Origin of the sequence: Novipirellula caenicola (genome assembly GCF_039545035.1) — a bacterium.
GTDB classification, from domain to species: domain Bacteria; phylum Planctomycetota; class Planctomycetia; order Pirellulales; family Pirellulaceae; genus Novipirellula; species Novipirellula caenicola.
The window spans coordinates 121421-141708 of sequence record NZ_BAABRO010000010.1; the positions used below are offsets into that span (position 1 = coordinate 121421).

The 20288-nt window shown below is 55.4% G+C and carries 11 protein-coding genes; 8 read left to right on the forward strand and 3 right to left on the reverse strand.

All coding sequences use genetic code 11. The features are described 5' to 3' along the window. Nucleotides 1–167 precede the first annotated feature (167 nt). From ABEA92_RS18735 to ABEA92_RS18750, 4 genes are all read left to right on the forward strand, one after another. Nucleotides 168–1844, forward strand: a complete 1677-nt coding sequence (locus ABEA92_RS18735) for an HDOD domain-containing protein (RefSeq protein WP_345685380.1) — start codon at nt 168–170, stop codon at nt 1842–1844. 313 nt (nt 1845–2157) lie between these two features. Continuing rightward, a complete protein-coding gene (locus ABEA92_RS18740; protein ID WP_345685381.1) occupies nt 2158–2940 on the forward strand; it encodes a hypothetical protein in 783 nt (260 codons plus the stop codon). 71 nt (nt 2941–3011) lie between these two features. Then, nucleotides 3012–4832 carry an ATP-binding protein gene (locus ABEA92_RS18745; protein WP_345685382.1) on the forward strand — a complete coding sequence of 607 codons (1821 nt, stop codon included), beginning with the start codon at nt 3012–3014 and terminating at the stop codon, nt 4830–4832. A gap of 294 nt (nt 4833–5126) precedes the next feature. Beyond that, a complete protein-coding gene (locus ABEA92_RS18750; protein WP_345685383.1) occupies nt 5127–7199 on the forward strand; it encodes a PAS domain-containing hybrid sensor histidine kinase/response regulator in 2073 nt (690 codons plus the stop codon). Nucleotides 7200–7554: 355 nt separating this feature from the next. Here ABEA92_RS18750 and ABEA92_RS18755 read toward each other — a convergent pair whose 3' ends face one another. After that, the gene (locus tag ABEA92_RS18755; RefSeq protein ID WP_345685384.1) at nt 7555–9306 is read right to left on the reverse strand and encodes a sodium:solute symporter; all 1752 of its coding nucleotides are present in this window, start codon (nt 9304–9306) and stop codon (nt 7555–7557) included. A gap of 404 nt (nt 9307–9710) precedes the next feature. Beyond that, complete coding sequence (locus tag ABEA92_RS18760) at nt 9711–10850, reverse strand: acyltransferase family protein (protein ID WP_345685385.1); 1140 nt, start codon at nt 10848–10850, stop codon at nt 9711–9713. Nucleotides 10851–11299: 449 nt separating this feature from the next. Here ABEA92_RS18760 and ABEA92_RS18765 point away from each other — a divergent pair, with 449 nt between their 5' ends. Together ABEA92_RS18765 and ABEA92_RS18770 are read left to right on the forward strand one after the other, a co-directional pair. Beyond that, entirely contained in the window at nt 11300–12670 is a 1371-nt protein-coding gene (locus ABEA92_RS18765; RefSeq protein ID WP_345685386.1) for an SWIM zinc finger family protein, read from the forward strand. After that, nucleotides 12667–15690, forward strand: coding sequence for a DUF6493 family protein (locus ABEA92_RS18770; RefSeq protein WP_345685387.1), 3024 nt, complete (start codon nt 12667–12669; stop codon nt 15688–15690). Before ABEA92_RS18765 ends, ABEA92_RS18770 begins: the two co-directional genes overlap by 4 nt. Before the next feature lie 227 nt (nt 15691–15917). On the opposite strand, the gene ABEA92_RS18775 is transcribed toward ABEA92_RS18770, so the two are convergent. Beyond that, complete coding sequence (locus ABEA92_RS18775) at nt 15918–16985, reverse strand: 3-deoxy-7-phosphoheptulonate synthase (protein WP_345685388.1); 1068 nt, start codon at nt 16983–16985, stop codon at nt 15918–15920. A gap of 556 nt (nt 16986–17541) precedes the next feature. On the opposite strand from ABEA92_RS18775, the gene ABEA92_RS18780 reads away from it, so the two are divergent. Both ABEA92_RS18780 and ABEA92_RS18785 read left to right on the forward strand, forming a co-directional pair. Next, nucleotides 17542–18360 (forward strand): rhomboid family intramembrane serine protease, encoded by an 819-nt coding sequence (locus ABEA92_RS18780; RefSeq protein WP_345685389.1) that lies wholly within the window; start codon nt 17542–17544, stop codon nt 18358–18360. A 177-nt stretch (nt 18361–18537) separates the two neighbouring features. Continuing rightward, nucleotides 18538–20151, forward strand: a complete 1614-nt coding sequence (locus tag ABEA92_RS18785; protein WP_345685390.1) for an arylsulfatase — start codon at nt 18538–18540, stop codon at nt 20149–20151. The last annotated feature ends 137 nt before the right edge of the window (nt 20152–20288 follow it).

Sequence of the window (20288 nt, forward strand, 5' to 3'; positions counted from 1 at the left end):
ACAGTCTGTTTCCGCCCCGACTGCTAACTCAAGTCTTTTGTTTGCTGCAAATGCTTGTTATCTATTACAGTTGGTAGTAGGTCGTTGACACTGAGCGATTGGTGTTCGGTGGCATAAGGAATCCGGCGCGGGGGCGGTGACGATCGATTGCGAAGGGAGAGTCAACTATGGATCAACCTGAATTTCTAGCGATGGTCGTCGACGACGAAGAAATTCCACGACAGATGCTGGAGTTTGCGCTCGGATCCGAAGGTTTTCGCTGTCTCGGTGCTGGCGATGGCACGCAAGCATTGGGATTGTTAGAGCGTCATTCATTTGACTTGGTCGTTACGGATATACGAATGCCCAATATGCATGGGCATGCATTGGTCGTCCAGTTGCTCGAGCGTGAACCGCCGCCGGTCATCGCCGTTCACACCTCGGTGGTTGAACCACGCATTGTCAAAGATCTGATGCTGCGTGGCGTCGATGATATTGTCTTCAAACCGACCGATTACAAAGCGTTTGCGGCCAAAATGAAAATGTTGGTCTCGCGGCGTCGTTTGGCGTTGGCCCAAGCGGCTACAAAAACGCAATCAGCGACGCCAGCGAATGCCAAAGGCGATCTAGCGGACGAAACAGCAGAGACAGAGTCTCGGGAGTTGCCCGCTAGCATTTCAGTCAACGACAAACTTGACGATGTGTTTGCCGCGTTGCCGATGTCGCCTACATCGATCGAAATCTACCAGTTGACGCTCGACAATGAGGTCGAGACCCGCGAGATCGTTGACCGCATCGAGAGGGAACCGTTCTTGGCGGCCGAGATTTTGCGGCTGGGCAACAGCAGTCACTACAACCCAAGCGGTCAACGAATCAGCGATCTTGTCTTGATTGTCAATCGGATTGGTCGTCGACGCATTGGAGAGCTGGCGCTTGGGGCAAGCGCCTGCAATACATTGAAGGAACGCAGCTTTGCAGGATTGGATGCGGAACTGCTTTGGCGTCGCAGCACCGCCGCGAGCATTGCGGCTCAAATCCTGGGGGACCAGCGTGAGCGAAGCGAGACTGCTGGACTTGTCTTAGGAGCGGTCATGCATTCGCAGGGCCGAGTCGGTTTGTGCAGCGAGTTCCCCGAAGAATACGAAATCATGACCGACGTGGCAAAGCACACCGAGGCATCATTAAGCGAGATCGAGCGACGCATCTTCGGAATCACGCAATCCAAGACAATGTCACAGTTGCTGGGACGTTGGAATATTCCTTCCGAGATCTCGTGGCCGCTGAGCGAGCTGGAAAGCACTTACGCTGAAATCGCGAAACTTGAACCTCGTCGTCGCGACCAAGTCGAGAGCATCAAGCTTGCGGTACTGGTTGGCTGGATCGCGGCCGGCGATTGGGAACCATGGGACATCGTCGAGTTTCCGTCGAGTGAATCGATTCAACGTTTGAATTTTCACTCGATTACTTCGGTGATTGATGCGACGCGTCGAGAACTTGGGCGGATCGCGTCATTGTCGGACCATACGCCGCGTGTCACTCGCGAAACACAGCGAGTCGGCTACATGCGAGTGTTGACGCACGGTTTCGACTTCTTTGCCGAAATGCTCCCCTCGCTAGGATTAGCGCCCGTTTATTCCTCTCCTGAATCTCAACCAAGGGTGATCATCAACGCAATCGGAGCCGGGGCATCTCAGGTGGATCTAAGCGGATTTGATCGTGATCGAACCGTTGTGGTCTGCGAAGAAGCCGGTATTCGCCACTGGGACCGATTTCGCCACACAGTCAAATTGGGCGAGACTCACGGTAAGTTTGAACGCATTTGTCACGGTTCGGATGTCGCCCCGATCACGTCGGCAACTCGCTAAGCGGAACGTGGTGACGGCTTGTTGATGTAATCCAAATGCAAATTGCAACGGTGAGCCGTGGGCCGTAAGTCAACGGGTAACGCGTGGCACCCGGCCGCGGACGCGTCACGGCTCCTTAAAGCAACAAACCATCGGCGAGTTTCGCTTCAGGATGCGCTGCGCGGCTGACTGAAGCGGCTTTTCCTCACGTCGCCTCAACATACCGAGTTTCAAAGCCGCAAATTTTGAGACTTCTCGCCTGTTTTTTCTTTCTCCTGCTGAATTCGCGGCCTAGGGTTCGAGGGAGGAATCTGCGCCAACACACGCAGCCCCCATGAATCAAACACCATTGTCGGGGCAAACGATGATTTCTACGCCGAGCGATTGCCAACAGGCAATCGGTCCCTATTCGCATAATCCAACCGAAAAACGTATCCCTCGTTGGTGCTTGATTGTTGCAATGGGTTGCTGGTTGGCCGCCGTGCTGACCTTCGTGACCTGGATCACCGCCTATGGGTTCAAAGTCGATGCGAGCAATCTTGCCGATTCGGAAGAAACGTGGCCTGCAGATACAACGCTTGCGATCCCAGCGGATCGCCCCACCCTGGTGCTGTTCGTGCACCCCAAATGTCCCTGTTCGCGAGCAACATTGGTAGAGCTCGAAAAGATCCTCACAGCGTCACCCGCAATCACGACGGCGGCTCCAAGCGTTCTCGTGGTGGCCAGCGTGCCTCGCGATGCCGATACGACTTGGACCCACAGTCCGCTGATCCAACGTGCCGCTGAACTAGCCAACGCCGATGTGGTTTTCGATGTCGAAGGCGTAGAAACGGCCCGATTTGGCGTGACGACCAGCGGGACAGTCATGCTGTTTGACCACCACGCAACGCGAACGTTTTCTGGCGGCATCACGACATCGCGGGGGCACGAGGGTCGCAGCGTAGGCGGTGACCTGCTGCGAGATCGTTTGTTGGTGGCGACGAAGGTCGACATCGACGGGATCAGCGACGACGCGGCTAAATCGCCCCCCGTTTTTGGTTGCATCCTGTGCACGCCAAGAATTCCGGTGAACCGCAATCAACCATCGCCGCGATGCGTCGAGGCGGCGGCATGGTAACGTCATCCCAGTCATTTTCACGCGCCGCCACGGATTCTGCTTCGTCATCGTCGTCGAACTACGAAGCATCGGTGCGTAATCATTTCGACCAACATGCGGCATCGATCTTTCGCCGAACCGATCGCATGTTCGCGGTGTTGATGGGATTGCAATGGATTGTTGCGATTGCGGTCGCAATTTGGTTCTCGCCTCACACATGGGACGGCGACCAACGCAGCATTCATCCGCATCTGATCATTGCAATCGTCGGTGGCGGCGTGTTAGCGAGTCTGCCGGTCGCAATGGCGTTGGTATTTCCCGGACGAACGATGACACGTCATGTCATTGCGATCAGCCAAGTTCTGTTTTCAAGCTTGCTCATCCATTTGTCCGGCGGTCGGATCGAGATGCATTTTCATGTCTTTGGTTCGTTTGCCTTCCTGGCATCGTACCGCGACTGGAAAGTGCTGGTGGCGCCGACCCTGATCGTCGCTGCCGACCATATGATCCGCGGTATCTGGTGGCCTGAATCGTTTTTTGGCATTGCTACCGCATCCCATTGGATCTGGATCGAGCACACGGTTTGGGTCTTATTCGAAGAGACGGTCTTGCTGATCACGATACGTCAAAGTGTACGTGAAATGAAGTCACTTGCCGTTCACACCGTCCGGCTCGAAGAGGCGACCCAGAAAGCCGACGAAGCCAACAAAGCCAAGAGCGAGTTTCTCGCCAGCATGAGTCACGAATTGCGAACGCCCCTTAATGGGGTCATCGGGATGACGGAGTTGTTGGCGGAATCAAAATTGGATGAACGCCAGCGGCGGTTTGTACACACCTGTCAATCCAGCGGCAAAATGCTACTGAAATTGATCAGCGATATCCTTGACTATTCAAAGATCGAAGCAGGCTGCATGGAACTCGAACAATATTGCTTCGATCTACGTGAACTACTCGACGACGTCGTTCTGAGTATGCCCATTCGTTTGGATGACAAGAACATCAAACTGACCTGTCACCTCGACGAACTTCTGCCGACGCGGGTGATCGGCGACAGCCATCGGCTACGTCAAGTCCTGCTCAATTTGCTTGGCAACGCAATCAAATTTACAGATCAAGGAGAGATACGTTTATTCGTTCATCCGCAGCGAATCGATGACGCCCAAGTGAAGTTGCTGTTTTCCGTCGAGGACACGGGGATCGGCATTCCGGCGGATCGTTTGGGCAGTCTGTTTGAATCGTTTTCGCAAGTCGATAACTCAATCAGTCGCAAGTACGGAGGGACTGGACTTGGCTTGTCGATCAGCAAATCGATCGTCGAAAAGATGGGCGGGGTGATCGGAGTCGAAAGCCAGGAGGGAGTCGGATCGCGATTTTGGTTTACAGCGACGTTTCCACGGTGCGACGAGACGAGCGAACCGAATCAGACGACCAAACCGTTTCACCATGCTGTGGAACTCGAACCGACCGATTTGCCAACCACCACCCCATCGTTCGCTAGCGACGACCCCTCGGCGGCGCGAATCCTGTTAGCTGACGACAACCACGTCAACCAACAATTGGCACGCGAAATCGTGATCGGATGTGGGTGGCAATGCGACGTGGTGGATAACGGAATTGATGCACTCCAGGCCCTCACCTCGCAACACTACGACGTCGTGCTGATGGATTGTCGGATGCCATTGATGGACGGTTTTTCGACAACGAAAGAAATTCGCAAGCGGATTGCCGAAGGACGAATCCATTCGCGCCCCGCCATCGTCGCCTTGACCGCGAACGCACTGCAGGGGGATCGCCAACGGTGTTTGGACGCCGGGATGGACGACTATGTCCACAAGCCGTTCGAGTCGACGCAGCTCAAAAATGCGGTTGGCCGCTTGTTGACACCTCCCGCTGCCCCCGCCGCGTGCAGTTAACCGACGCGACCACTTGGAGCCCGGTTTTTGCCGATTCGCAGCTGGGGAATGCACTTCGCTCGTGATTATCCCCATTGGCTGACTCAGCAGCGACGTCGACGGAACCTCAAATCTACGATGTTTTTCGCGACAATTCGACGGAAAACTCGATTAGAATAGCTACCATGATTCTGACGAGCGGCGAGCGCAGCGGTTGCAAACGGGATGTAACGACGAGCGGCATTCGCGGGCTCGCCATTTCTTGATTGGTGTTTCAATTGAGTCAGCAGTCCACACAGTGGTCGAGATTTCAAGATGCACGAAAAACAAGTTGCGGGTGATGGTCAATCAGTGGCTCCGGAAGAACCGCCGCCGCCATCGCCTGACGTGCCTGTCGACGATCGATTCTTGCTGCAGGCGTTGATGGACCACATCCCTGACAGCATCTATTTCAAAGATGCCAAGGGCAGGTTCATCCGCATCAATCAAGCCAAGGCCGATCGCTCGGGACTTGCCACCACCGACGACGCGGTTGGCAAAAGCGACTTTGACTTCTTTGATCATGATCACGCCCGAAAAGCGTTGGCCGATGAAATGGAAATCATGCGGACTCGTGACCCGCTCATTGAATCCGAGGAGCATTTGATTTGGTCCAGCGGACTTGAACGCTGGGTTTCCACCACCAAACTGCCTCTGCAACGACAAGATGGCGAAGTGGTGGGAACGTTTGGAATTTCGCGTGACATCACGAAGCTAAAGCAAACCGAACGGGCATTGGGCGCGGCAAAGGAGGCAGCGGAAACCGCCAACCGAGCCAAGAGCGAATTCGTTGCAAACATGAGCCACGAGATTCGCACTCCGATGAACGGCGTCATTGGGATGGCGGAACTATTGCTCGATACCGATCTAAATTCGGTACAGCGTGAATACGCACAAGCGGTGCTGGAATCAGGCGAAGCGTTGCTAGGACTGCTGAACGACGTGCTGGACTTCTCTAAGATCGAAGCGGGCAAGATCGAGTTGGATCCCACTCCGTTTGAGATCCGTGACAGCATCGGCACGATGATGAAGTCGCTCGCCGCTCGAGCGCATCACAAGGGACTCGAACTCGCCTATCATTTCGATTCGGATATTCCCGAGATCGTCGTCGGTGACGCAGGGCGATTGAGACAAGTTCTGATCAACCTAGTTGGGAACGCAATCAAATTCACCGAGCGTGGCGAAGTAGTGGTCGATGTCAAAGCCGAGCGAGTCGAGGTTCACGCAACAAAGGGTCCGATCATCTCACTAAGATTTGCTGTTTCTGATACTGGGATTGGAGTGCCCCAGGACAAACTCGACACGATCTTTACCGAGTTTGAACAGGCCGACAAATCGACCACACGCAAGTATGGTGGTACCGGATTGGGATTGGCCATCGCATCACGCTTTGTCGAACTGATGGGAGGACGTTTGACGGTGCAGAGCCAACTTGGTCGTGGAACAACGTTTAGCTTCAGTATCGATCTTCCCGTGGGTAAACGGGCAACCGCCAACAAGTCCGATTTGAATCCAGACTCCATTCGCGGGCTTCGCGTATTGGTGGTCGACGACAATGCAACCAATCGTCGTATCCTGCATGAGACGCTGCAAAATTGGGGGCTTCACCCCACCACGGTTGCAAATGTCCAAGACGCGCTGCACCAAGTCAAAAGTCAAAGCGAAAAGGGAACCCCGTTCAACTTTGTCATCTCGGACGTCAACATGCCCGAAGCGGATGGGTTTGATTTTGTCGAATCGTTGCGGCGGGACCGCGAGCTTGCCGACACCAACGTGATGCTGTTGACGTCGGCAATTCGGTCCGGCGACGCGATCCGGTGCGATGAGCTAAACGTAGCCACGCATTTGATGAAACCGGTCAAGCAATCGGAACTGCTGCGTGCGATTTTGCATGTGGTCCGGCGAGAATCCCGCGAATCAAAAACCCATGAACTGGCCGCCCACGCTGTGGACTCGGCAACGGGGGACGGTTTGCGTGTGCTGCTCGCCGAAGACAGCCTGGTGAACCAAAGGGTCGCCATGGGGGTGATGCAAAAGTGGGGGCACACCGTCACGATCGCTAAGAATGGGGTCGAGGCGGTGCAGATGAGTGGATCGCAGGATTTTGATTTAATCTTGATGGACGTCGAGATGCCTGAAATGGACGGCCTCGATGCCACGAGAGCAATCCGCAAACGTGAGCAAAACCAATCTCAGCACATCCCTATCATCGCCATGACGGCGCATGCAATGATGGGCGACGAGCAGCGTTGCCGCGATGCCGGGATGGACGCCTACGTCGCCAAACCGATTCGCCAGGAATTACTACTGCAAGCGATATCGTCGTTGGTTGCCAATAGCGTTCGCTGAACCAGAGGCCGGGGTTTTCTCGCCCCATCGTAGCAAATGCCTTGCGGAGTTGCGCCATCGTCGTTTTTCCAGGCAAATCATAACCCGACGCGTCAGCGAGGGACCGTGTCAAGATAAAGATTCCGTCGCTGATGCGTCGGGTGGTGATAAGAACGCAACTTCAATACAACTGCCTCGGGTCAACGCTTACCCCCTGCGATCCACCATCTTCGCGTTGGCGAGCGCGGCTACAGATCGCAGGGCGTTTTCGGGTTTTAGACTGACTTTTTTACCTCGATGCGGTGTCTAACCGAGCTCAGCAACGGTGTCATAAAGCTGCACCGGATCCGTCGACGGCATCCACTTTGCATCGTCCCTATCGAAAGATCCAGTAGAGGACAGCCATCACCAACATCAGCAGCGTCGACAACAGTCGTGGATCGCCCAACCGGCTATCGCCGGGTATCTTCAGCGCGGCCCAAGGCGGATCCCATGCCAATTCCGATCCACGCAAATCACCGGTCTCTGCGGCGACGTCCGGCAGCAATCGGCTCAGGAGTGCTTGGGCCACGACGCATACCGCGAATAAATAGAACGCCATCATCATGAAGCCTCCGGGCAATTGATTCAGCGTCCCCTCCGGCATCAGCGTGTTGGTTGCGAACACGGCGATCCCCAGCACTGAACCACCGATCAGCGTGATGGCTGCCGCACGCGAGCTTGCTCCGCGCCAAAAGACGCCTAACACCAGCACGCTGGTGATCGGCGGAGCGATGTGCGAAATAATGCTCGCCATCCCATTAAAAATGCTCTCGAACATGTTCAGCGCGGGCACCAACGCAACGGCGATCATCAACGCGATCCCAGCCGAAATTCGCCCCACTCGGACAAGCGACTTGTCGTCCACCGCCGGTTTGAACCGTTTGACGATGTCATAGCTAAATAGCGTCGAGATGGAGTTGAGTGCGCCGGACACCGTGCTCATCAATGCCGCCATCAACGCCGCCACCAACACGCCCCGCAGCCCGAGCGGCAACAATTCGGTAATCATGCTGGCGTAAATCCCCTTGGACTGCACTACGCCGTCGACGGTGATTAGCGATAAATCCAATCGCCCATCCGTAAATAGCGCCCATGCCAGCAGACCGGGAAGCACAAACAAGAATACTGGCAGGATCTTCAGCACGCCGGCGAAAATGGGCCCCTGACGAGCGTGCTGTTCGTTCTTGGCACCGAGTACTCGCTGCACAATCGTTTGATCGGCACACCAATACCAGATTCCCAGCACGGGATATCCAAGCATGATCGCATACCATGGCATATTGTCTGCATCACCATGCGGCCGCAACATCGACAGCCGCTGCCCTTGATCTTCGCGGTCGAGGATCGACAGCAAATTTTGCCAACCATCCCATCCGCCCGGAGCGTCCACCGTGCCACCGAGCTGCCAAAGTGCTAACGCGGTGATCAGGACCGCACCGCCTAGCAGCACGATCGTTTGAATGCACTCGGTCACGACCACCGCCAACAAGCCGCCCACGATCGTATAGATTCCCGTCAGCACGCAGAGCACGATGATGCTGTACATCATCGGAATCTCAAGCAGCTCTTCTAAAATGATGCCTCCGGTCAATAAAGCAAACGCGATGTGAATCACAATCGCCGTCAAGATCGAGACGAACGCTAAACAGTCACGGCAGATGCGATTGTAACGACGCTCAAGAAAATCGGGCAGCGTTGCGATCCCCGAGCGGATATAAAACGGTGCGAAAAACAGACCGAGTAGCACCAGCGTAAAGCCTGCCATCCACTCAAAATTCCCGTTCAACAATCCGGTGTCAAAACCGTTCTGTGCCAGACTGACCAAATGCAACGTGGAAATATTGGTTGCAAACAGCGACAGTCCAATGCTGGCCCAGCCAAGGCTTTTGCCCGCCAAAAAATATTCACTGGCAGCACCCTGCTTTTTCTTGTGCAGCCAAGCGGCGAACAATCCGATGGCCACGATCCCGATCAAATAACCAACGGCGACCAGGATATCGATTGTGCTGAGATGAACGTGAACACCACTCGATAAGGGCTCGGAAACATTTTGCAGACTTGCCAACGGCAAGGAAAGAAAAGACATCAAGACTTGAATCACAAGGGAAGGGGGAAGCGAAAAGGGCGGCAGGGTACCTACAAGCGGACGAAAATGCATCACGCATTATCGTATTCGCAATCGTGTACTATTGGAATCCGTTTTTCTTATCAGAGCAACGGAGGACCACAGCGGCCTCCGTTTTGCTGCGGAGCTGATCTCACGGAGGACGCTTTGAAGGGGCAACGACACGGTGGCCGCGAGTAAAACGTTCGATGTTGACCGAGCGGCTTGCGCCGCACCGCCATAAGAAACGCCCGTTTAGTGCGAACGTGGATGGCATTAAGCGGCACCCCGCTGGATTTTCGCCGGCGGCGGTGCTTCGTATCGCGTACTTCGTGGTGTGCAGGCTTTGATGACCTATCTAGCCCGTGGCATGACGAAATTCGACATCAACCACTTGGAAAGTACCGTTTCAACTTCAAGAAGTGGCGCTCTAACAAATACCAACTGGCCACGGCGGCGAGGTAGGTCAGTGTGAACATCACACCAATGTATCCGAGGTGACTTGTCACGGCATCACCGGTGACCGCGGTGAAGGTGGACGCAGTAAGCACCGCGGACACCAGTGCGATCAACGGATTTTGAAAAACATACATCGCATAGCTGTATTTTCCAAGCGAACGCAGTCCTGATAAATTGAAAAAGCGTGCCAAGCCTGCGCTGCGGTACGCCGTCATCAACCAAACCAAAATGTAGGCCCAAATCACCGGCCACAACGTATGCGTCAGCGTGAATAGCCCCTTATTTAGAACCAACCCCATCGCAACGATGAAAACGCAAACCAGAAAAGCAATCGGCAGCCATTTCTTGAGCGGTTCCAGGCCCTTCGGTCTGCGTGCGATCACGGCGACCGCAGCGCCGATCAGCAGCGAGTCGACGCGAAAGATCGTCAACACATCAGCGGCAACACCATGTTGCGTGGCCAGCACGTAACCGACTCGCGAGACCGCGCTGAGGATTGCCAAGCCGATTGCCACGCGAAGCGTCAGGGTGGATCGCAGGTGAAAAAGGATGAACGGCCAAACAAGATAGAAATGCTCTTCCACTGCCAACGACCAGAAATGGTCGAGGTAGCCAAAACACCATTCGTTTTCAAAACTCATCTTGACATTGACCAGATAGGTCCACAGATAGAACTGATTGCTCAGCGGCAGAGCGAACATTTCCGCCAACTCAGGAAATAAACTTGCCCCGATCACGATCGCCGCGAGCGTGCAAAAATAGAGCGGAAAAATCCGCAGGCTGCGGCGGGCGATGAAGTTACGAAAATAGTGCGGACGGTCTTTGCCATCGATCAGGATGCCGGTGATCAGAAAACCCGATAGCACAAAAAAAAGATCAACCCCGCGGTCGCCGTGACTCAAGACAAATCCAATCCACTTACCGATGACGGTCTCTTCAGGAAACCCTTTGCCGAATCGGTACAGCGTCACGACCAAAATGGCCAGCCCACGCAGCCCATCAAGCTCCGGCACATGTTTACCGCGTCGCCAAACCCGCTCGGATCGATGCTGGTGGGTTGCTTCCATATGGCTTTTGTAATGTCGGAGCGGTTTCCAGGCTGTCGAGCCAGACGGGTTTTGGTAGCGAAGGATCGTTAACGGCTTGTTGTTTTAGTTCTACGATGGACTTCCTAATCCGTCGAATGCGCTATTGACGGACTTGAAAGTCCATCATGCACCCCTTGCCGCAGGAAACTTCATTAAATCAACAAGCCGTTAAGAGTTTTATGTCGAAGCACCGATGCGCGAAAGTCTACGCGACTTTCACTGCGAGGAATTTAGGCAAGGCTTGCAGGCTGACGAGGACACGTGCGCAGACTGGAAGCCTCTCCCACAATATAGTCAAAGTTTGACGTTGTTATCTAGTTGTTATCTACCAGCAACAGAGACCGGAACGGATTGCGATGCCAGCCGCCTAGGCACTGATTTGTGGTACATTGATCCCTCCTCCCTTTTGCACACTCCGAGACATCAACGTGTCGGCTGCCGCGATCACCCAAGTCTATCGATACTCGTTCGCATCTGAGTATGATGCTCCGCGGCGGCATTTGTGTTTGGCCGCACAACCGGAACCGCAATCAAGCCCGCTTTATTTTCAGGGGCGACTGCAGGCCCCTCGCTTGACGTGTGATCTCCTTCGAGGCTTGATGCGGGTCGTGCAATCTCGTTTTTTTGCTCCTCCGGCGATGTTGGCCAAAACAATCGCTCTGTCGGATCCGGTGGTCACTTGCAGCGACGAAATGCTTCGTTTCGAAGGTTTCTCGGCGTGTTGTGGCGCGTATGCCCGTGTTGATCTGACGAGCGAGACATTGGACGGACAATGGCTAACCCGAGGAACGACGAATGTCGACTTTAACGCTCCGATGTTATCGGCACTGGCAATGGTGCAGTCGACGGATGAAGTGCAGTTAGCGGTGGGCGCCGACGAAGTCCGTTTGACGAGCGGAGACACGCAAATTGTTGAGAGAAAAGTCGAGCTGCCAATACGATGGCTGAAAGGTTTGATGGAAGTTCAAGTCTGCCAGTCGCGGATGGAAGAGGTGATCAGTGTGTCGGCGCTTGAAGGGCGTCGGTTTTTGCGTGGTTTGCCTCGCATGCACACGCATCGCCGCCCCACTTGGATCGTTCCTGCTAGGAACGGATTGCGGGTCACTCAGGTCGAAAATCGTGATGCCGTTCGTGTGGGTGGACTCCAGCGTCTGCGAGTCTTGGAGCCGCTCGTAACCCACGCGGGTCGCTTGCAGATCTATCATGATCCGGTCACCTCCGCTGCTGCTTTTGTTCTTGATTTCCCAGGTTGCCGGTTTCACTTGGTGCTCAGCCCCGAGATTTGGCGTGGATTCTCTGGTGAAGGCCAAGTGCTATCGTCGACTGCGTTGTCGTCGGATGAACGCGACAAAGAGCTTGCTCATGTCCGCGCGGCACTGCACTGGGATACCGTGCTGGATCCCACTGTTATCGCTGCTCGGGCAGCCACCACCGCCAAACGCGTCACGGAATTGTTGGGCGTGCTGAGCACTCAAGGTGTCGTTGGGTTCGACCTTAGTAACCAAGCTTATTTCCATCGTTTGTTGCCATTTGACTTGGAATCACTGCGGTCCAGCTCGGCGAAAATGCAGCCTCGGCTAGCTGCCGCGACCAAACTGATCAACGAAGGCAAAGTGCGTGTCGGAAAACAGTGTCTCAGCAAATACGAGATCATGGTTGCTAGCAGCGATGTGGTGCATCGAGTTCGAATCGACGAACAATCCGCCAAATGCAGCTGTCCATGGTACGCCAAACACCAAAACGATCGTGGACCGTGTAAACACATCTTGGCTGCGCAGATTTTTCTAGGAATCCAATGACGACCAACGAACAGGCTCTCCTAACGATTTTTCAAAGCGGTGATAAAGCGGCGATGCTGGAGTTCTTTCAAGGTATGAAGGAAGTGGACCGCGCATCGCTGCGTACAAAGTCCAAAGCATTGCTGAGGACCGCACCAACCGCGCACGTACAAACCAACGGTAGCAACCTCCATTTTGTGATACCGCCTCAGTTGCCGGCCGGAGGACTTGCCGTGTTTGCCACCGGGACTTTGTCGGATGTTGCCAAGCTGAACTGGAAATCACTGCCCAACGACGACGAACAGTTCCAGGTGATCGCGGACCGTCGACCGAATTGGACGCAGCGTTGGGTCGTGAAACTTTTAGACGATCGAAGGTATTGGCGAAATTGGAAGCTGGTCCGACGGTTAATACGAGCAGGTCTGTGCGAGAAGCCTGATCACCCGCACTACTACCTCGGGATGATTAGCGGGCTCGATGGCGGTTTCCGATCTGAGACCACAGTGGAATCCAAGTTACTCGAGGATCCCGACTTGCTGGACGACGAGATATGGAAACTGTTCGAATACGAAGGAGGGGGCGACAACAGTTTGGCGAATGTCGATCGATCCTCGGACACATCATGGAAAGCGGCATTGTTATCATTGGCGAAAAGCAATCGCCTATCACGCGAGCGACTGATCGGTTGTACGTTTGACGCGTTGCAACGCGATTTCAACCACTACCGTGCGAAGTGGTTTACAAACTTTCATGATGAGTTGCAGTTGACTCAATCCGAGCGTGTTCAGTTTGCTCCCCGCTATCTGAGTCTGTTGGCGTGTACGACGCAGCCTATCGTGGCTTGGGCGTTCAAACATGTACAGAAAATCGACAAAGAATCTCCATACGCCTCCGCAGACCTGATCGCTGCGTTGATTCCTGTCCTGCAATCGCGACAAAAAGGAATTGTCAAAAACGCATTAAAACTTGTTTCTTCGGTTATCACTCGCGATCCGGAACACACGACGGCAGCAAGTCTGGCGGCGGCTGAGGCGTTGGCACACGAGGCTGCGGATGTGCAAGATGCGGCATGGCAATGGATCCAATCCAACGTCAACGATCCCCATCCGGAACTGCGAACTAAGGTGAGAGAGTATGTCGATTTACTGGCATCTTCGGTCCAACCAAGCGTGCAGCAGTGGTTGGCGGGCGAGGAAGCTGACACCGCATCCACCCCCCTCACTAATCCCGCGGCAGAGAATTCGACGTTGGCAGCGGGCATCGATTCGTCCGCGAGCGAAGTTCGACAACAGTACGATCCGCAGTGGTTACAGCTGTACTCAGTCGGTACCTTGATTGAAAACATCGCGTCGGGCAATCCGAACATTCCTGCAACACGATTCGATGGCACCGAGATCGCTCGACTGCGACCCGAGGACCAGCTTGAACCGGTAACTGATCTCGACGAATTGATCGACCTCTGTTCAAGCGTCTTGGAAGATCGCGGTCAGGTGGATGAAGCCGAATTGGCAATCGATGGGATCGCCCGACTCTGTGATCAACGCCCCGCCGATTTTGCACAGCGTGTCGCACCACTCGCAAAACGGACCGTTCAACTGATCAAACGAGATCTGTTTCCCTTCTGGGGACGTGGCACAGTGTCGGATTTGGCCGGCTGCATCTATGCCTGGGTCGAGGGTGAGGTACTCGGTCCGCAAGGTGAATATGAGATCCGCGACGGACAACCCTACTGCCACGTGGTCAAAGTCGACGGTCTACAGGGGCCGTTTCGCTACTGTAACCGCAACAAACCGCTTGCGGTATTGTCTGAACGCTGTCAACAACTTGCTAGGAAGATGGCGACCGGCACAGCCTCGACGCCGCTGAGCACTCCGACGCATCGAGGCGGCTGGATTGATCCACTCGTCTTGGTCGATCGAGTCCATACTTTGGCGGACGACTCACCCGCCGAAACCGACGTGGTCCTGGCGATCTTACGATTGGCACCCGATCGTCGAGCGGAAGCGCTCACAAAGCTGAAGCCGAGCAAGCAGAATTGGCGTCAAGCGATTCGATACGCCCTCGGCGCCCAAGGCATTACGATTGAAACCAACGAGCGTCTGTGGGTTGCTGCGGCCCGGGCACGATCACCGTGGAAATCGGATCCCGCGGTATCAGACGTCTTTCCCGAGCAAGGTCCGGATGCCGCCACGGCCGCCACCTATCGCTGGGCGCATCAGGCCAATAAATACCGAACATGGTTGTCCGTGGCGAGCGAGCCTGCTTGCCCCGAATCGCACTCGAGTTCGCTGCCAAACGTTTCCGAACACCCCGCCGTCAGCTTCCACTTGCCGCATATCATCGCTTGGGAGGTAGGGCATTTTGCGGGCAACACGACTGATTCCGTCCGTGCCACCGCATCGTTATGGCCGATTGCTCGCGAGTCATATTTCGCTCGCGCTGCGGAGGCGTTCGCGGATAATCTCGATTGGCACGAAGCACGCTGGTACAACAGCCACTTATTGGAACCCATGTTGGATCCTGGGACGCCGCTTTTTGAGATGGCGACGCTTTGTTTGACCCTTGCATTGGCGGCCAAGGAACCCGGCGAGCAGCGTTTGGCAATCGATGTCGCAACGGTCGCAATTGAGGACGGACGTTTGGGAACCGACAATTTGGGGACAGCCATGCGTGCATTGTTACCAGGTGGGATGATCAAGGCGGCCCGCTGGGCGAAATCGCTCGCCGACGTCGCGTCCGTGTCGGATCTGCATGCATTGGTCGTGCAAACCACACTACAAATGTGTCTGCAGGGTGATCCGACGAACTACCCACGTGACTTCGCCAAATTGCTTTCACTACTCAGACAGTTGACGCTCCAGCTAGAGACCGCCGTTGGTGACGTCGACTGCCGCACGACACTCAGTGCGATCCGCGGAACAGGACAAGCCAGCAAGTTAGCCAAGCAGTTGCTGGCGATTGAATCCGCCGTGGCAAGCGACAAAGTGGTCGCTGCGCAGCACCAAGCAATCAACTGCCGCGTGAAACACCGAGGACGTTAACGCGAGAAACCTCGGTCATACGCCTAATGCGATCGACTTTCGCACTAAACGCGTGGTATTTACAGCGATGCTTCGCGAGCCCCCCGGTAAATTCCGAATGTTTTACTCGCTGCAACCGGGCGGGCTCTGCGGCGCACCGCTACAAATGCGGCCCAGACAGCGTCAAGGTAGATGGCATTGAACCTTCGCTCCAACCTAGACGTTTTCGTGCCCTCGGCATTCCAAAATTACTTGCCGCGGCGTGACTCGACCGCATCACTGAGGTCTTGCAGGATGGCCACGGTTTCGTCCCAACCGATACAGGCGTCGGTGATGCTCTTGCCTCGGACCAGGTTCCCATCGCTGAGGCTCTGGTTGCCTTCGACCAAATTGCTCTCGATCATCACGCCCATGATGCGGTGGTCACCATCGCCCACTTGGCTGCAGATGTCTCGGCACACGTAGCGTTGACGTGTGTATTTTTTGCGACTGTTTGCGTGGCTGGTATCGATCATGATCCGTGGCGTCAAATTTGCTTTTTTCAACAAATCCGACGCGGCATCGATGCTGGCGGCGTCATAGTTAGTGTGAATCCCGCCTCGCATGATGACGTGACAATCGCTGTTGCCGGACGTGGCGAAGATCGCCGACGTGCCTTCTTTGGTGACGGACAAGAAATGGTGCGGACGCGACGCCGAGCAGATTGCATCGACGGCAATTTGCACGTTGCCGCTGGTTCCATTTTTAAAGCCGACTGGGCACGACAACCCGGATGCGAGTTCACGATGCCCCTGGCTCTCGGTCGTGCGAGCCCCAATGGCTCCCCAACCGACGAGGTCCGCGATGTATTGGGGACTGATCAGGTCCAAAAATTCGGTACCGGTCGGCAGCCCCATCGCGTTGATGTCACGCAGCAAACCACGAGCGGTTCGCAGTCCACGGTTGATCTCGAAGCTATCATCCAAACCGGGGTCATTGATCAACCCTTTCCAGCCCACAGTGGTACGCGGTTTCTCAAAATAGACTCGCATCACGATCAACAGGTTGTCTTGATGCTTTTGTTGTTCGACCGCCAGATTTTGGGCGTACTCGATCGCGGCCTCCGGATCGTGGATCGAACAGGGGCCAACGACGACGACCAACCGGTCATCTTCTTCGCGAAGCACTCGCTGGATCCCCGCCCGAGCGCTGGAAACGGTTTCAGCCACATCGGCTTCGACCGGGATCTCTGCCATCAACTCTTTGGGCGGCATCAACTGCTTGATCTCGTTGATGCGGAGATCGTCGGTGGCAGGCGTTTGGGTTTTCTCGGTCATCGCGTCGTCAGGTTGGAATCGGATTCAATTCGAAAGTGTTGACTATCGTTGATGGACGCAAAAGATCAACCGGGGATCGAATTTGGACCCGTTTAAGACAGGGAAATAAGCTGGAAACGTTGATACGACCGCTATATTATCGCATCGGCCCGAGGCGGCCACATTGCAGCAACCCCACACCGACCAAGCGTAGTACGGGTCGTTTTGTGTCGACGCAGCGGTCGTATCGCACCTATTGTATCTAGGACGCCCCCTTTCAACAGCAGCCGTTCTGCCTCAGGTGGCACCGTGACCCCCGCTGGTTTTCCGCGATGATCAGGTTGCACCAATCCCTCTCAGCCGGACGTTGCGGCGGCGGACTCGCCCCCGAAGCCCCAACACCACCTGCAAGCGATATACAGCTACCGGACGAAGGTTCAAGTGATGCGAATGGGGGCGGATTGCTAAATCAACGCACCGCAGCGAAGATGGGAAGATGGAAAATCAGCCGCCCGGTGAAGCAATTGTGCTCCGAACCAGTCGATCGAACGAGTGTTTCGAGGCACGGCTCGTGCTGATGGCTGCTGGGTTCGCTGCCGAGGCCGTTTCTCGCGATGGCGCATGGCTTCTGGTCGTTGCCCCGCAAAATCGGGACGCCGCGATCGCCGAATTGGAAGCCTATCGCGCCGAAAACAACGATCGAACCGCTCGCGTGACCACGTCCGATCCGGTTTACGAAGGGGCCACGGTGGCGGTTTTCGTTTATTCCTGCGTCCTGATGCTGGTGGCCGTTTTAGCAGCCAAATCGACATTCGGACTGGAATGGTTCCAAGCGGGACGAATGCACGCGGGCAGCGTCGTTGGCGGCCAGTGGTGGCGGATGCTCACGGCCCTGACCCTGCATCTGGACGCTGCCCACCTGATGGGCAATCTGTTGTTTGGAACTGTCTTTGGTTTGCTGGCCGGCCGATCATTGGGGGGCGGGGTGGCCTGGTTGGGAATCGTGATCGCTGGCGGCATGGGCAATGGCATGAACGCCTGGGCCCAGCCCGCAGCGCATACTTCGATCGGGGCCTCGACGGCCGTGTTCGCCGCACTTGGCATGATCGTTTCTCACGGGCTTCGCCGCTGGGCCGCGTCGCAAGAAAAACCATTCAAACGATGGAGTCCGCTGATCGGCGGAATTCTGTTGTTCGCGTTCACCGGCGTTGGTGGCGAACGGACCGATGTGCTTGCCCATGTCACCGGTTTCTTTGCCGGAATGTTGATCGGTTGGATCGGTAGCCGAGTCCCCAATCGATGGTTGGCCAATCGGTTCGTGCAATACTCGGCTGGCGTCATCGCCATCGCATTGCTCGTGGTGGCCTGGGCCACCGGGCTGACCGTGGCGATGTAGGGGCGTCGGCTTCGTGCCACAATGTCCGTGTGCCTGGTTATGATGACACGCCTACGCCGCAGAGCAATTTCGGTAAACGACATCGTTCGAGCGATCGCATTGTTTGGTGAATCCCACTCGCGCGACGTCGTCCGCACAACACGATTATCCCATTCGCATCCACTGCACGTCCTCAACATGCATACATTTACTTTCCTGCGACGCTTCCGCGCATATGACCTCCGAGTACCGGCGATCTTACTTCTCTTTGGCATTGCCATATCCGCCGACGTCAACGCAGCAAACCGTCCTAACATCGTGTTGATGGTTGCCGATGACATGGGGTACTCGGATCCCGGGTGTTTCGGAGGTGAAATTGCAACTCCTAACATTGATCAACTTGCCCACGAAGGCGTTCGCCTCACTCATTTCTACAACGGTGGCATGTGCGTGGTGTCGCGAGCGATGATGTTTAGTGGCCAGTGGTGGCCGGCGGCGTTGCCGGCCTTCAACGAATTGGATCTCTTGCCCGAACAACTCCATGACTCGGGGTATCGATCGGCGCTGATCGGAAAATGGCATCTTGATGGTCATCCGATGGATCATGGTTTTGATCACTTTTTTGGTTTCTTGACCGGGTTTGCCGACCATTTCGCGGGAGCCCCCAGTTATCGGATCGATCGCAAACCGTTTCGCGATTTTGGCGATGACTTTTACAGCAGCGATGCACTGAGCGACCGGGCAATCAAATTCATCCATGACGCAGCCAAACAACAACCTGCCGCTCCCTTCTTTTTGTGTTTGAGTTACCAATCGCCACACAACCCGCTGCAAGCACCACGTGAAGACATCATGAAGTACCGAGGCAGGTATGCCGCCGGTTGGCAGGCCGTGCGGGAAGCACGGTTCGAACGACAAAAGGAACTTGGACTGATCGCGGACGACGCCGTCCTGCCAGCGTACCCGCAGAATCTGCCGGACTGGAATTCGCTGAGCGAAGAACAACGTGACCTGGAAGACCTGCGAATGTCGGTGTTTGCTGCCATGGTCGAGCGAATGGATCACGGAATCGGTCGGGTCATGGATGCGGTTCGATCCAGCGGTTTCGGGGAGAACACGTTGGTGCTGTTCCTTAGCGATAATGGCAGCGATTCGTTTTCGGTCTTGGATGATGCGATGTTACAAAGCGATCGTTTGCCAGGAGACCGCGGATCCAATTGGCAACTCGGCACCGGTTGGGCTTACGCCAGCGTCACACCGTGGCGGATGTACAAGATTGGCCAGCACGCTGGAGGAGTAACAACCGGTGCAGTCGCTTGGTGGCCAGGACACACGGGGACGGCGGGTCGCATCGATTCACGCCCCGTGCATGTGGTCGATGTGTTGCCAACGCTGCTCGATTTGATTGGCAACGATGCGCCGAGCGCTGCCGGCGAATCGTTTCTGCCGCTGCTGCAGGACCGTGCCTGGCAGCGAGAACAACCGCTTTATTTCCAGTACATGGACAACCGTGCGATTCGCACCGACCGATGGACGTTGGCCGAAGTTGATGGTGCCGGTTGGCAATTACTGGACAATCAAACCGATCCGCTGGAAACAACCGATTTGGCCGTAGAAAAACCAGAACTGGTCGGCGAACTGAACGCAAAATGGTTGGCATGGTGGCAAGAACAAAGCGGCAGCCCCAATTATCAACCACAATCGACCAAACACAGCCCGCACTACCATCCCCAAGGTGATCGCGGAACCGGAGTGCGTTACGTTCCAAGTGCGATGCCGAAGCGATTGTCCGCTCGTTACGCAACCCCTTAGCTCGCTGCGAGCAGTTGCAAGCCAACGGCCATTTGCCCTAGCGAATCCGATCACGGGAACGGTTCACTGTCACCTACTCTGCGTGACGCTCGCAGCGCAAGCCCCATGCTATCTACTTTGGATCGCGGTGCGACGCA